Here is a 12,688-nt window from a genome sequence, read left to right as displayed (position 1 = left end):
CTATATTCGGCACCGTACATTGTCGGCTGCTAGCATCCGCAACGACACAACAAAGCGCACGGAACCCTATGGACTTTCACGGCTGGCTGACTCTTTTCATCGTTTTCGGCAGCGTCGTTCTCATGAGCGTCAGCCGTATCGGCCCCGAGCTTATCCTATTAGGTGCCGTCGTACTGTTAACCACCTTAGGGATATTAACGCCGGAAGCGGCCGTAGCGGGATTCGCTAACACCGGGCTCATAACTGTCGCACTGATGTTCGTCATCGTGGCCGGCATTCGAGAAACCGGAGGCATCAACTTTCTTGTCACCCACGTGCTCGGCCGCCCGCAAGGGCGCGTTTCTGCCCAAACGCGCCTTATGCTACCGACCCTGTTCACCAGCGCTTTTCTGAACAACACCCCTGTCGTCGCGACCTTCATCCCTGCCGTCGTCGCCTGGTCGAAACGGATCGGCGTCTCGGTCTCCCGGCTGCTCATGCCACTGAGTTATGCCGCCATCCTCGGCGGCACATGCACACTCATCGGCACCAGCACCAACCTTGCCGTCAACGGCCTACTTATCAAGGAAACGGGCGGACCAGGCCTTGGGATGTTCGACATTGCCTGGGTCGGTATTCCGACAGCGGTGGTCGGCATCGCCTATATTCTTATACTCGGCGGTCGCTTACTTCCCGACCGCCAGGGCACGGCAACCAGTTTCGGCGATCCGCGCGAGTACACCGTAGAAATGACGGTGGACACAAACGGCCCGCTGATGGGAAAAACCGTCGAAGAAGCCGGATTGCGGCATCTCCAGGGGCTATTCCTGATCGAGATCGAACGCCATGGCCACATCATCCCCTCCGTAGGCTCCAGCGAACGCCTGGAAGCCGGCGACAACCTGGTGTTTGCCGGCGTTACCGAATCGGTTGTGGAGCTCCATAAAATCCGTGGCCTCAGCCCCTCCGGCGCCCCCAGCTTCAGCCTCGACGACACCGTCCCGGAGCGCTCGCTGGTGGAAGTGGCTATCGCGCCTAACAGCGATATCGTCGGCAAAACCATCAAGGAAGGGCGCTTCCGCTCCGTCTTCGGCGCCTCCGTGGTCGCCGTAGCCCGTGACGGCCAACGGATCGAAGGGAAAATCGGCTCGATCCGACTCCAGCCCTCCGACACCTTACTGCTCGAAGCCAGCCCCTCCTTCCTCGATCAGCATCGCCATTCCAGGGACTTTCTGCTCATCAGCGAAGTGCCCAACTCCGAGCTACCGCGCTACGAAAAGGCTTGGTTGTCGTGGACCATCCTGGGCTTGGTCGTTGCCAGCGCAACCTTCGGCTGGCTCAGCATGATCAACGCCGCCATGCTCGGCGCGGCCTTAATGATCCTCACCGGTTGCGTCACGCCTGCCGTGGCACGCAAGAGTCTCGACACTCAGGTCCTACTCGCTATCGCCGCCGCCTTTGCGCTCGGCGACGCGCTTTACCGCACGGGGGGGCCGAACATCTTGCTTTACAGATCATGCAATTAGTCTCGGGCAACCCCTGGCTACTGCTCGCCGCCACCTACCTCATTACGGCCATACTCACCGCGCTGGTAACCAATAACGCAGCCGCAGTGCTAATGTTTCCGATCGTCATGGCGGCGACGGAAAGCCTGGGCATTAACTACATGCCGTTTATCATCACCATCATGATGGCCGCTTCCGCCAGCTTCGCCACACCCATTGGCTATCAAACGAACCTAATGGTCTACGGCCCGGGCGGTTACCGCTTCTCCGATTACATCCGCTTTGGACTACCGCTCAACGTCTTGACCGGCGCCACCGCCGTAGCACTGACACCGTTCGTATGGCCTTTTTAGCGGCCGCTTCCGCGGGCCGACAAGCGGCTAGCGTGGGGGAGCCAAAGGCTGGCGGCGCAGCCGCAAAGGGCTGGAGCGGGGGAAGTGAGCGCGGAGAAACTCCATCTGGTCGGCCAAAACCCGCCGCCCTTGCAGATAAACGTACTCGGCATGCGTAGGCGCAAAAGGCACCGCTAGCAATTGCATACCGGCTTCCTCCGGCGTCCGCGCGCCTTTGTGATTGTTGCAACGCTTACAGGCGGTGACGACATTAGTCCAACAATCCCGCCCGCCGCGACTGGTAGGCGTAACGTGATCGCGCGAGAGCTGGCTGCGCGGAAAACGATTACCGCAGTACAAACAAATCTGATCGTCGCGCCGGAACAGCGTTTGATTATTAAGCGGCGGCACATACCCCGGCAGCCCCTTACGAGCCGCCTGCACACTGCCTTCAGTGGCAATAATGCTGTTTAACGTGACGACGCTGCGCGCCCCGGTCAGCGCGTTGAAGCCACCCCGCACCCGATAAAGCACGCCGCCACAGGCATAGGCAACCTGGTCCAGGTAATACAACCGGACCGCCTCCTGATAACCGATCCATTCCAACGGCATACCGGAGACGTCGGTGCGGAGAATTTGGTGCTCGAAGCCTACCACAGCCACCTCGCAACCACGCATGGCCCACTTGCCGAGCCGCCCCTTTTCTCGACGAGCAACGCCGGCGAAGGCACCTTCCAAACCGGCCTCAAACCGCTGCCGAGCTTTCCCAACGGCCTAAGGGTTCAACGAGCAAATTTCCTTATATCAGCCCTCGGAACCCTTCAGCAACAACCGTCTTACTTCATAAATAGTTGTAAACCACATAAATTACCAATTCGTGACAATGCCTTCCCTAGTACATTCTTCCTCATAATCGCCGCTTCAAAACGAGAACTAGATCCTATAGTATGATTCGGCTCCGCGGCCGGATATTCCGTCCGCGTTTTTTTCCCGGCGGTAAAATCGGGCGTCGCGCCTGGTTTTAGCCCAACCGTGAAACGGCGGCGACTGCCGTTGGCCGAGCGAGGAAGCAAGGCCACGCCGCCAAACTGGCCGCTTTTGCCGCGGCCGCCTATAACACCGTTTAACAACGGGGGGACATTAACAATGGCAATACGTGTAGGCGTGCCTAAAGAGACCGCTCCCGGCGAGCGTCGGGTAGCCCTGGTACCGGGCGTGCTCCGCCAGCTCGGAAAGCTCGGGGTCGAGGTCTTGATGGAGAAAGGCGCGGGTATCGAAAGCGGATTCGACGATGCCGACTACGAAGGCGTAACCATCGTAGACTCCGCTGATCAACTCTATGCCCAGGCGGATGTAACCATGAAGGTGCAACCGCCGAGCGTGGAAGAAGCCGGCAAGCTGAAGGAAGGTACCGTACTCCTCGGTTTCCTCGCCCCGCACGAGGGCGACGACCGCATCAAGAAACTGTGCGAGCGGAAGATCTCCAGCTTCTCCATGGAACTGGTACCGCGTATCTCCCGCGCTCAGTCCATCGATGCGCTGTCCAGCCAAGCCTCCATCGCAGGCTACAAAGCCGTCCTGTTGGCTGCCACGTTAACGGGTCGTTTTTTCCCGATGCTCACGACGGCGGCAGGCACCGTCCGGCCGGCCAAAGTGCTGGTTATCGGTGCGGGCGTAGCCGGTTTGCAAGCGATCGCGACGGCGCGCCGTTTAGGTGCGATTGTCGAAGCCTATGACGTTCGCTCGGCAACCAAAGAGCAATGCGAATCGCTGGGCGCCAAGTTCGTCGACACCGGCGTAAAAGCCGAAGGCGAAGGCGGCTATGCGCGCGAGCTCACCAAAGAAGAGCAAGCGCAGCAAGCCAAAGTCTTGGCCGACCATATCGCGAACTCCGACGCGGTCATCACCACCGCCGCGATCCCGGGACGGGCAGCGCCCAAGATCATCGATAAAGCCACCGTCGAGCGCATGAAGCGCGGTGCCGTTATCATCGATCTGGCCGCCGAAACCGGCGGTAACTGCGAAGTCACCAAACCGGGCGAAGAGGTCGATCATCAAGGGGTTATCGTCTATGGGCCCCGCAACGTACCGAGCTCGGTCGCCGTACACGCCAGCGAAATGTACGCCCGCAACCTCTACAACCTGCTCACGTTGCTGGTGCAAGAGGGCGAGCTGAACCTCAACTGGGAAGACCAGGTAATCAAGGACAGCTGCCTGACCCATGACGGCGAGGTCAAGCACGAACCGACCCGGTCGCGTCTGGAAGGAGGCAAGTCCTAATGGAAGGCTTCATCCCACTGTATATCTTCATGCTGTCGGCGGTAGCGGGTTACGAAGTAATCTCGCGGGTGCCGGTAATCCTCCACACCCCCTTGATGTCGGGCTCCAACTTCATTCACGGCATTGTTGTCGTGGGTGCCATGGTCGCCCTTGGGGAAGCGAACACGCCCATCGAGCAGCTCATCGGCTTTATTGCCGTACTGTTGGGTGCAGGCAATGCGGTAGGCGGCTACGTCGTTACCGAACGCATGCTTGAGATGTTCAAGAGCAGTAAGAAAGAGGGGGCTAAAGCATGACTTATACCCTCGTTCAAGCGAGCTACTTCATCGCCGCCGTGGTGTTCATCCTCGGCCTGAAAGGCATGAGTTCGCCGGTTACCGCGCGCCAGGGCATCGTTTGGGCCGGTTACGCCATGATCCTGGCGACGCTGGTCACGTTCCTGTACCCGACCGTAACCGGTTTCGGCAACTACACGCTGATCGTCATCGCCATCGTCGTCGGTGGCGCAGTTGCTTGGTGGTCCGGCAAACGCGTAGCCATGACCGACATGCCGCAGATGGTGGCACTGTATAACGGCATGGGCGGCGGCTCCGCCGCCGCGATCGCCGCCGTTTACCTGATCCAGGCCCAGTTCGCGGTGTCCGCCGCGGGCGAAGGCAGCATCGCCACCGAAATGGGCGCAGCCAAAGCCAGCCTCGCGCTGCTCGGCGGCCTGATCGGCACCGTGGCCTTCTCCGGCTCGTTGATCGCCTGGGCGAAACTCGACGGCCGCATGAAGCGCTCGCAGTTCCTGCCGATGCAGCATCTGGTCTACATCGCCGTGTTCGTCGGCACCATCGCTGCCGGTATCGCTGCTTACTTCAGCGGCAGCATGACCCTGGTGGTACTGTTCTTCGCCCTGGCCTTGTTGCTCGGCGTATTCATGACGGTGCCGATCGGCGGCGCCGACATGCCCGTCATCATCTCGCTGTTCAACGCCCTCACCGGCTTGGCAGTCGGCTTCAAAGGCTACGTGCTCGACATTCCGGCCCTGATTATTGCAGGCACGGTGGTCGGTGCGGCCGGCATGCTGCTGACCCAATTGATGGCAAAAGCCATGAATCGGCCAATCAGCAACGTCATGTTCGGCGCCTTCGGTGCCGCTTCCGCCGGCGGCGCAGAAGCCGGTCCGGAAGGCGAGATGAAGGAGCAGCAACCGGAAGATGCCGGCATCACCATGGCCTACTCCGAGCAAGTGGTTATCGTGCCCGGATACGGTATGGCGGTAGCGCAGGCTCAGCACAAGGTCTGGGAACTGGTGGAACTGCTGGAAGAGCGTGGCGTGCGCGTTAAGTTCGCCATCCATCCGGTTGCCGGCCGTATGCCTGGCCACATGAACGTACTGCTTGCCGAAGCCGGCGTACCGTACGACAAGATCTTCGACATGGAAGACATCAACTCCGACTTCCCGAAGACGACGGTATCCCTGGTCATCGGCGCCAACGACGTGGTCAACCCGGCCGCCCGCAAGGATCCGAACAGCCCGATCTTCGGCATGCCGATCCTCAATGTGGACGAGTCGGAAAACATCCTGGTCATCAAACGCGGTCGCGGAACCGGCTTCTCCGGCGTCGAGAACGGTCTGTTCTTCGACGACAAGACCCGGATGCTGTTCGGCGACGCCCAGGAAGTGGTCAGCAAACTCATCCAAACCGTCAAAACCCTGTAATCAGGGCAGAGACGCGACAGAAGCCGCCCCACGGGGCGGCTTTTTTATGCGCGAACTTTTTTCCAAGCCACCGTTGCAGTGTAAACTGAGCGCTTTCGGCGGGGCCGCCGCTGCCATAGGTTCCAGCAAAGGACGAAGCCAATGGACGAAGCCGACAAACTGTGGGAATTCGCCGTAGCGGTTTACGAAGACGAAACGGTAAAAAGCACCTGCTTAAACGTGCAAGCCCGTTACGGGCTCAGCGTGAGCTTACTACTCGGCTCCATCTGGACCGGCATACAAGGCTATGGCCGGCTTGGCGCTACCGATCTGGAAACGACAATACGGCGTTCGGTCGAATGGCACCGAGACGTCATCGAGCCGATCCGGGCGGTACGTCGCCAATTACGGCAACAACCGCCGGCAGGCGCCGAAGAGGCCACCCACGCGCTACGACGCCAGCTCGTCGACGCCGAGCTCGATGCCGAGCGGCTGGAACAGCGCTTATTTTTGGAAGACTTCACGGCCACCGACCCCGCCTCCGCCGAACCCGAACGCTGGCGCGATGCGGCCGTCAACGCCTCCTTACTGACGCGCAAAAGCTGCCCGCGACCGGAACCGGAAGCACTCGACGCGCTGGCGCGGATCATCCACGCCATATGCCCGCAGGCGAATTACGCCGACCTCTACGGCGAGATCGAAAACGTCTGGGCCGTAGGGCAATAACGCGCGGATCAACGGATTTCAAGCACGGCCATCGCTTCGTTCAGCGCCTGCAAGGTCTCCTTCTCCCCCCCTCGATCCGGGTGGTGACGCATGACCAAGCGGCGGTACTGTTGCTTGATCTCCGCCGCCGCAACCGGGTCTTGCAGGCCTAAGACGGCTAAGGCCTGGGCGCGTTGATCCCGGCCGCGAAAACGCCGCCAGAATGCCGCTAACAGCGCTTCGACATCTTCTGCGTCGACCGACTCAAGGTTTGCCAGATCCAGATAATACGCCGCGAGCGAGTCATAGGCGTCCAGTGCTCCCGCTTCCGCTGTGCGGTAGGGTTTTAGGGCAATTCGCAAGCAATGAATGTCCAGGTCTTGCCCCTCGCGCCGCAGCCTTTCGCGGAGACGGTAAAGATAGTGGAATAAAATAAAATGCGTGCGAAACAGGCTCAGCGGGTCGCGTAACGAATTCTGCTCGATCCCGATCGCCTCGACATCTTCTAAGCTTCTAATGAGTTCGAATTCGCTGATACCCTGCGGATGCCGGTGCAACACATCGAGGACAGCGTTTTGCAACGCCGAAGCGTAAAGATGATTATACTCGGACATAGGCGGATTATAGGCCATAGCGAAGGCCCGATAACAAGCCAACAAGGTGCTTATACACAGCGCTCGCGAAGTCAACCCCCGGCATTCGCAACATGTTATGCACACCTGGAGGCTTCGCCGAATAAACCTTAAGATATTGTTTTTACTGTCTTATTACGGAGTGATGACTTTATAACCAATTTAACGAAAGGCCCGTAGCGACGCCGGTTTACGGTACTTACTCGAAGTTCATCCACAGACTTATCCACAGAAAATGTGGATAAGGGAAGTTTTTATTGGCCTGTCACATAGTTACCGCTTTGTGATGAACTTTCACTTAAAGTGTGACACATATCCTTGTTATTTAGGGGTGCCGCCCCAAGGTCTAGCAGCTTGACTCAGCCAGTAGTTCTTTTACGCCTCGTCGATTGCCCATCGCAAGTGCCAAGTTTCCGCGCCGCGCTCGCCTGCCCGCACGGAACACGGAGCCATACGCCATGCTACTGAGGCCGCCAGGTACGGGGCTGGTCGTACACGTCGCGGTGCCTTCGCCGTTACACCAGCACTTCGACTATCTTTGGCAGGAGGCGTTTCTGCCCGAGCCCGGCATGCGGGTAAAAGTGCCTTTCGGACGGCGCACAGTCGTCGGTGTCGTCACAGGCCATGGCGAGACGGCTCAAGTCGACTACGCCAAACTCAAGCCGATAGAAACCGCGCTCGACCGGAACCCGGTGCTACCCGAAGAAATCGTTCGCCTATGCCTCTGGGCGGGTCGCTATTATCACCACCCGCTTGGCGAGGTTTTCAGTAACGCCTTACCCGCGGCCTTACGGCAAGGCGAAGCGGCTGCTCCGCAAACGACCGGCCTGTTCAGCTTGACCGCCGCCGGTCGACTAGTCGACAACGACACCTTAGGCGGCCGGGCAAAGGCGCAGCAACGGCTCCTTGAACACCTGCGGCAGTACCCGCAAGGCCTCTCCGACAGCGCCCTGAACCAGCGGGAGAAAAACTGGCGCAAGCCCATGGCGGCTTTACAACAACGCGGTTGGGTCGAGGAGCACCGGCAAGCCGACTACCGCTTGCTTTACCCCCCCAATCCGAGCAGACGCCGCCACCACTCAACGAGGCCCAACAGGCCGCTTGCGACACCATCGCCAACGGCACAGGATTTAGCTGCTTTTTAGTCGACGGCGTCACGGGCAGCGGCAAGACGGAAGTCTATCTTTCGACGATCGAGCGCGTACTCAGCGCCGAGCGCCAAGTCCTCGTACTGGTTCCCGAAATCGGCCTGACACCGCAATTGGTCGAACGCTTTGCCGCCCGCTTTGCGGTGCCGATCGCCGTATTCCACTCCGGCCTTTCCAACCGCGAGCGACTCGACGCTTGGCTGGCTGCCCGCGAAGGCATCGCCCGCATCATCATCGGCACCCGCTCGGCCGTCTTCACGCCGCTTGCCCGCCCTGGCGTTATCATTATCGACGAGGAGCACGACCCGTCCTTCAAGCAACAGGACGGCTTTCGCTATAACGCCCGCGACCTTGCCGTCGTCCGCGCGAACCGGCTCGATATACCGTTAATTCTCGGCTCCGCCACGCCATCGCTGGAAACGCTCTACAACGCCCAGCGCGGTCGCTATCGCCATCTCCGCTTGCCGAAACGGGCCGGCGGCGCCCGCCCGCCGAGTTTTCGGCTGCTCGATATTCGTAGCCGCCCCCTCGACGGCGGCCTATCCGAGCCGCTGCTGGCCGATGTACGCCGTCACTTAGACGAACAAGGCCAGGTCTTACTGTTCCTAAACCGCCGCGGTTTCGCGCCCACGCTGCTGTGTCACGAATGCGGCTGGATTGCCGATTGCCCCCGCTGCGATGCCAGGCTAACGCTGCATCAACGGGCCGGACGGCTACGCTGCCACCATTGCGGCCACGAACGCCCGACCCATCGCCACTGCCCGGACTGCGGCTGTGTCGACCTCCGTCCGCTAGGCCAAGGCACCGAACGCGTAGAGGAAGTGCTCCGCGAGCGTTTCCCCGATGTCGAACTGGTCCGTATCGACCGCGATAGCACGCGCCGCAAGGGCGCCATGAGCGATCTACTCGAACGGGCCCGCCAAGGGCAATACCGCCTACTGCTAGGCACCCAAATGTTAGCCAAAGGCCACCACCTGCCCGACGTTACCTTGGTCGGCATCATCGACGCCGACCAAGGCCTATTCGGCGCCGATTTCCGCGCACCGGAGCGCTTGGCACAACAAATCATTCAAGTGGCCGGCAGGGCAGGGCGCGCCTCCCGCCCCGGCGAAGTGGTTATTCAGACCCATCACCCCGAACACCCCTTGCTGCAAACGCTATTGCAAGAGGGGTATCCGCGCTTCGCAGCCGAGGATCTAGCGCAACGCCAGGCCGCGGGTTTACCGCCCTACGTCGCGATGGCCCTGCTGCGCGCCGAAGCGGTTGACGCCGGACCGCCCATGAACTTCCTCGCCGCCGCCCGCCAACTGGCGGATACATTAACGCCCGCCGGCGTTAATCTGCTTGGGCCGCTGCCCGCGCCCATGGAGCGGCGGGCCGGACGCTTTCGCGCCCAACTGCTGGTACAAGCGCCCGAGCGACTCGCGCTACACCAGCTACTTGCGCGCTGGGTCCCTCAGCTCGGTAACCTGCCCACCGCCCGTAAGGTTAGGTGGTCATTGGATGTCGACCCGATGGAGACGCTATAACAGGCGCTGCGGAACGAAGCTAAAGCTGGGGCGGCATACTCCCCGACTTGCCCGTTTGCGGCGCCGTTACGCCGGCGATAGCGCAGGTGCAGGCGAAATTGTTTCACCTTGTGTCGCAGCAAGATCGCGTAGCGCTTGAAACCGCTCCCCGAGACGCGATAATAAGGCGCTCTTCAAGCCCACCCGCAGGGAACTTTAAGCCTTATGAAAAAGCATCTCGCGCAGCTATTGGAACAAGCCGTACAGCGACTGCAGGAAGACGGCACTCTGCCTGCAGAGGCCTCGGTCGATATTCAGATCGAGCGAACGCGCGACAAAAGCCACGGCGATTTTGCTGCCAACACGGCGATGCTTTTGACGAAACAGGCCAAACGCCCACCGCGGCAAATCGCCGAGCAGCTGGTAGCGGCACTGCCGGAGTCCGATAAAGTCGTACGAGTGGACATTGCCGGACCGGGCTTCATCAATTTCTTCATCGACCCCAAGGCCGGTTTTTCGGTCGTACAGGATATTCTCGACGCCGGCGAAGACTATGGGCGCAGCACCATCGGTGCCGGCCAACGCCTACTCGTCGAATTCGTTTCCGCCAACCCGACCGGCCCGCTCCATGTCGGCCATGGCCGCGGTGCGGCATTCGGCGGCGCGCTCTGTAGTCTCCTAAGCGCGGCGGGCTACGACGTTCACCGCGAATACTACGTCAACGACGCCGGGCGCCAAATGGACATTTTGGCCACCAGCATCTGGCTGCGGTATCTGGAAGCGCTCGGCGAAGCCATCCGCTTTCCGGACAACGGCTATAGGGGCGAGTATGTAAAAGACATCGCCGCCGAACTACAGCGGAAAGAAGGCGAGCGTTTCCGCATCGCCGCCGAGAAGGTCATGGCGGAGCTACCCGCCGATGCCGAACAGGGCGGCGACAAAGAGGCCCATATCGACGCCCTCATCCTACGCGCCCAGGAACTCCTCGGCGCCGGCTACCGCGACATCCACACCGCCGGCACCGAAGCCATCCTAGCCGACATCCGCGACGACTTGCATGAGTTCGGCGTCGGCTACGACGAATGGTTCTCGGAGCGCTCGTTAACGGAATCCGGCGCCGTCGAACGGGCCCTGGCACGCCTGGAGAGCAGCGGCCACGTCTATGAAAAGGACGGCGCGCTATGGTTCCGCTCCAGCGACTTCGGCGACGAAAAAGACCGCGTGGTCCGTCGCGATAACGGGCAAATCACCTATTTTGCCTCCGACATCGCCTATCATCTAAACAAACTGGAACGCGGTTTCGACCTCGCCATCGACGTCTGGGGCGCCGATCACCACGGCTATGTGCCGCGAGTGAAAGCGGCTTTACAGGCATTCGAGCACAACCCGGAACAGCTAGAGGTTCGTTTAGTACAATTCGCGATCCTTTACCGGGGTAGCGAACGGATGCAGATGTCGACGCGCTCGGGCAAGTTCGTCACCCTGCGCGAACTGCGGGACGAAGTAGGCAAAGACGCGGCCCGCTTCTTTTACGTCATGCGGCGGCCCGAGCAACACCTTGATTTCGACCTGGAGCTGGCCAAGTCGCAATCGTCCGACAACCCCGTCTACTACCTACAGTACGCTCACGCCCGAATTTGCAGCGTCTACCGGCAGCTGGCAGAAAAAGGCCTTGCGCACGATCCCGCGCGCGGTGCGCAGGCTATCGAACGGCTAACCGAGGACCACGAGCAAATGCTGCTTACGGCGTTGGCACGCTATCCCGAAGTCATCGAAACGGCAGCACAGGCACACGAACCGCATCAGTTAGCCCACTACCTCCGAGAGGTGGCTAACGCGTTTCACACTTATTACAACGCACACACTTTCATCGTTGACGACGAGGCGCTGCGTAACGCACGCTTGAACCTGATCGCGGCAACGCGACAAGTACTCGCAAACGGACTGGCAATACTCGGCGTATCGGCGCCGGAGGCGATGTAAATCGTGGCACGGGATTATAAAAAGCGCGGCGGAACAACAAAACGCGGCGCTACGCCTAAGCGTAATACGGGTAGCGTTTCCGGGCCGGGGTGGGGCCAGTTACTCATTGGCTTAGGCATTGGCCTAGCGGTAGCCTTGGCAATACACCTACACCATCGCGGTAACGTACAAGTCGTTATGCCGGGCGACCAGCCGGTGCCTTCCGCCCCGGCGGAAGAAACGGCAAAGGCCCCGCAGCCGGAGCAAGACAGCCGGCCTCGCTTTGAGTTTTATAGGCTACTGCCGGAAATGGAGGTGGTGGTTCCCGAAGAGGAACAACGCCGCCTGCGTCAGGAGCCGCCTGCTCCGGCACCGACTCCGCGCCCCACGCCGCCGCCGACAACGGCGCCGGTGCCTACGCCAGCGCCGAGCGAGCCCTCCCGGCCGCAACCGAGCCAACAACCGGTGCCGGACGCCCGCTATGTACTGCAAGTCGGCTCGTTTCAGAATCACGGCGATGCCGATCGCCTCAAAGCGCAAGTGGCGCTATTAGGCATCGAAGCGCAGATTCAGACGGTTGTCATACGCGATGACGAAACATGGCACCGGGTACGCATCGGTCCGTTTAGCGAAAGCAGCGAACTGAACCGAACCCGCGACCGTCTGGAGAACAACGGCATCGACGCCATTCTGCTTCGCGTTAGATAAGCAAGCGAAAGCCCTACCGCCGACCCGACAACAGCCACACACGGTTGACCGGGTCGGCCCCCTTGCCTCCAACAACCCTTCGCCCCATCTTGAATAACGGCTTCTTGTTCGGCATAGGATAGGCCATCCGCCAAGCATTTTAAGCAAGCTCTTATCAAGCAGCGGTTTGATGAACATCAACTTGTGCTGCACCTGCACAATGGTATATACCAAGAAGAAGGGCTGCCAAGATACCGCCACAG

At 60.3% G+C, this 12,688-nt stretch carries 12 protein-coding genes; 10 read left to right on the top strand and 2 right to left on the bottom strand.

Annotated elements, in window-relative coordinates:
- The first annotated feature begins 68 nt into the window (after positions 1–68).
- Complete coding sequence (locus CAI21_RS00110) at positions 69–1,505, top strand: SLC13 family permease (RefSeq protein ID WP_309544621.1); 1,437 nt, start codon at positions 69–71, stop codon at positions 1,503–1,505.
- Positions 1,496–1,837: an SLC13 family permease gene (locus CAI21_RS25420; RefSeq protein ID WP_309544622.1), complete on the top strand. Its 342-nt coding sequence runs from the start codon at positions 1,496–1,498 to the stop codon at positions 1,835–1,837. Before CAI21_RS00110 ends, CAI21_RS25420 begins: the two co-directional genes overlap by 10 nt.
- Before the next feature lie 27 nt (positions 1,838–1,864).
- Here CAI21_RS25420 and CAI21_RS00105 read toward each other — a convergent pair whose 3' ends face one another.
- Positions 1,865–2,494 carry an HNH endonuclease gene (locus tag CAI21_RS00105; protein WP_258867950.1) on the bottom strand — a complete coding sequence of 210 codons (630 nt, stop codon included), beginning with the start codon at positions 2,492–2,494 and terminating at the stop codon, positions 1,865–1,867.
- A 468-nt stretch (positions 2,495–2,962) separates the two neighbouring features.
- Between CAI21_RS00105 and CAI21_RS00100 the strand changes: the two genes are divergently transcribed.
- The 4 genes from CAI21_RS00100 (at position 2,963) to CAI21_RS00085 (ending at position 6,509) form a co-directional block, all read left to right on the top strand.
- Positions 2,963–4,096, top strand: a complete 1,134-nt coding sequence (locus CAI21_RS00100; RefSeq protein WP_116300426.1) for a Re/Si-specific NAD(P)(+) transhydrogenase subunit alpha — start codon at positions 2,963–2,965, stop codon at positions 4,094–4,096.
- Positions 4,096–4,392: an NAD(P) transhydrogenase subunit alpha part 2 gene (locus tag CAI21_RS00095; RefSeq protein ID WP_116300425.1), complete on the top strand. Its 297-nt coding sequence runs from the start codon at positions 4,096–4,098 to the stop codon at positions 4,390–4,392. Before CAI21_RS00100 ends, CAI21_RS00095 begins: the two co-directional genes overlap by 1 nt.
- Positions 4,389–5,804, top strand: coding sequence for an NAD(P)(+) transhydrogenase (Re/Si-specific) subunit beta (locus CAI21_RS00090; protein ID WP_116300424.1), 1,416 nt, complete (start codon positions 4,389–4,391; stop codon positions 5,802–5,804). The genes CAI21_RS00095 and CAI21_RS00090 overlap by 4 nt, the downstream gene beginning before the upstream one ends.
- Before the next feature lie 141 nt (positions 5,805–5,945).
- Positions 5,946–6,509, top strand: coding sequence for a TIGR02444 family protein (locus CAI21_RS00085; RefSeq protein ID WP_116300423.1), 564 nt, complete (start codon positions 5,946–5,948; stop codon positions 6,507–6,509).
- Between the two features lie 8 nt (positions 6,510–6,517).
- On the opposite strand, the gene CAI21_RS00080 is transcribed toward CAI21_RS00085, so the two are convergent.
- Positions 6,518–7,120, bottom strand: coding sequence for a DNA-J related domain-containing protein (locus CAI21_RS00080; protein ID WP_404840840.1), 603 nt, complete (start codon positions 7,118–7,120; stop codon positions 6,518–6,520).
- A 458-nt stretch (positions 7,121–7,578) separates the two neighbouring features.
- Here CAI21_RS00080 and CAI21_RS25415 point away from each other — a divergent pair, with 458 nt between their 5' ends.
- The 4 genes from CAI21_RS25415 (at position 7,579) to CAI21_RS00065 (ending at position 12,446) form a co-directional block, all read left to right on the top strand.
- Positions 7,579–8,265 carry a primosomal protein N' family DNA-binding protein gene (locus CAI21_RS25415; protein WP_309544623.1) on the top strand — a complete coding sequence of 229 codons (687 nt, stop codon included), beginning with the start codon at positions 7,579–7,581 and terminating at the stop codon, positions 8,263–8,265.
- On the top strand, positions 8,232–9,797 hold the full coding sequence (locus CAI21_RS00075) for a primosomal protein N' (protein WP_309544628.1): 1,566 nt from the start codon (positions 8,232–8,234) through the stop codon (positions 9,795–9,797). Before CAI21_RS25415 ends, CAI21_RS00075 begins: the two co-directional genes overlap by 34 nt.
- A gap of 204 nt (positions 9,798–10,001) precedes the next feature.
- Positions 10,002–11,759: an arginine--tRNA ligase gene (gene argS / locus CAI21_RS00070; RefSeq protein WP_116300422.1), complete on the top strand. Its 1,758-nt coding sequence runs from the start codon at positions 10,002–10,004 to the stop codon at positions 11,757–11,759.
- Positions 11,760–11,762: 3 nt separating this feature from the next.
- Positions 11,763–12,446, top strand: coding sequence for an SPOR domain-containing protein (locus CAI21_RS00065; RefSeq protein WP_116300421.1), 684 nt, complete (start codon positions 11,763–11,765; stop codon positions 12,444–12,446).
- Positions 12,447–12,688 lie beyond the last annotated feature (242 nt).

The organism is Alkalilimnicola ehrlichii, assembly GCF_003399765.1.
GTDB lineage: Bacteria > Pseudomonadota > Gammaproteobacteria > Nitrococcales > AK92 > AK92.
Note: the sequence above shows the minus strand (reverse complement) of the source record. Positions and strands in the feature narration are given on the sequence as shown.

Coding starts and splice junctions, on each gene's coding strand:
- CAI21_RS00110 (WP_309544621.1), top strand. CDS start 69: ATGGACTTTCACGGCTGGCTGACTCTTTTCATCGTTTTCGGCAGCGTC.
- CAI21_RS25420 (WP_309544622.1), top strand. CDS start 1,496: ATGCAATTAGTCTCGGGCAACCCCTGGCTACTGCTCGCCGCCACCTAC.
- CAI21_RS00105 (WP_258867950.1), bottom strand. CDS start 2,494: ATGCGTGGTTGCGAGGTGGCTGTGGTAGGCTTCGAGCACCAAATTCTC.
- CAI21_RS00100 (WP_116300426.1), top strand. CDS start 2,963: ATGGCAATACGTGTAGGCGTGCCTAAAGAGACCGCTCCCGGCGAGCGT.
- CAI21_RS00095 (WP_116300425.1), top strand. CDS start 4,096: ATGGAAGGCTTCATCCCACTGTATATCTTCATGCTGTCGGCGGTAGCG.
- CAI21_RS00090 (WP_116300424.1), top strand. CDS start 4,389: ATGACTTATACCCTCGTTCAAGCGAGCTACTTCATCGCCGCCGTGGTG.
- CAI21_RS00085 (WP_116300423.1), top strand. CDS start 5,946: ATGGACGAAGCCGACAAACTGTGGGAATTCGCCGTAGCGGTTTACGAA.
- CAI21_RS00080 (WP_404840840.1), bottom strand. CDS start 7,120: ATGGCCTATAATCCGCCTATGTCCGAGTATAATCATCTTTACGCTTCG.
- CAI21_RS25415 (WP_309544623.1), top strand. CDS start 7,579: ATGCTACTGAGGCCGCCAGGTACGGGGCTGGTCGTACACGTCGCGGTG.
- argS (WP_116300422.1), top strand. CDS start 10,002: ATGAAAAAGCATCTCGCGCAGCTATTGGAACAAGCCGTACAGCGACTG.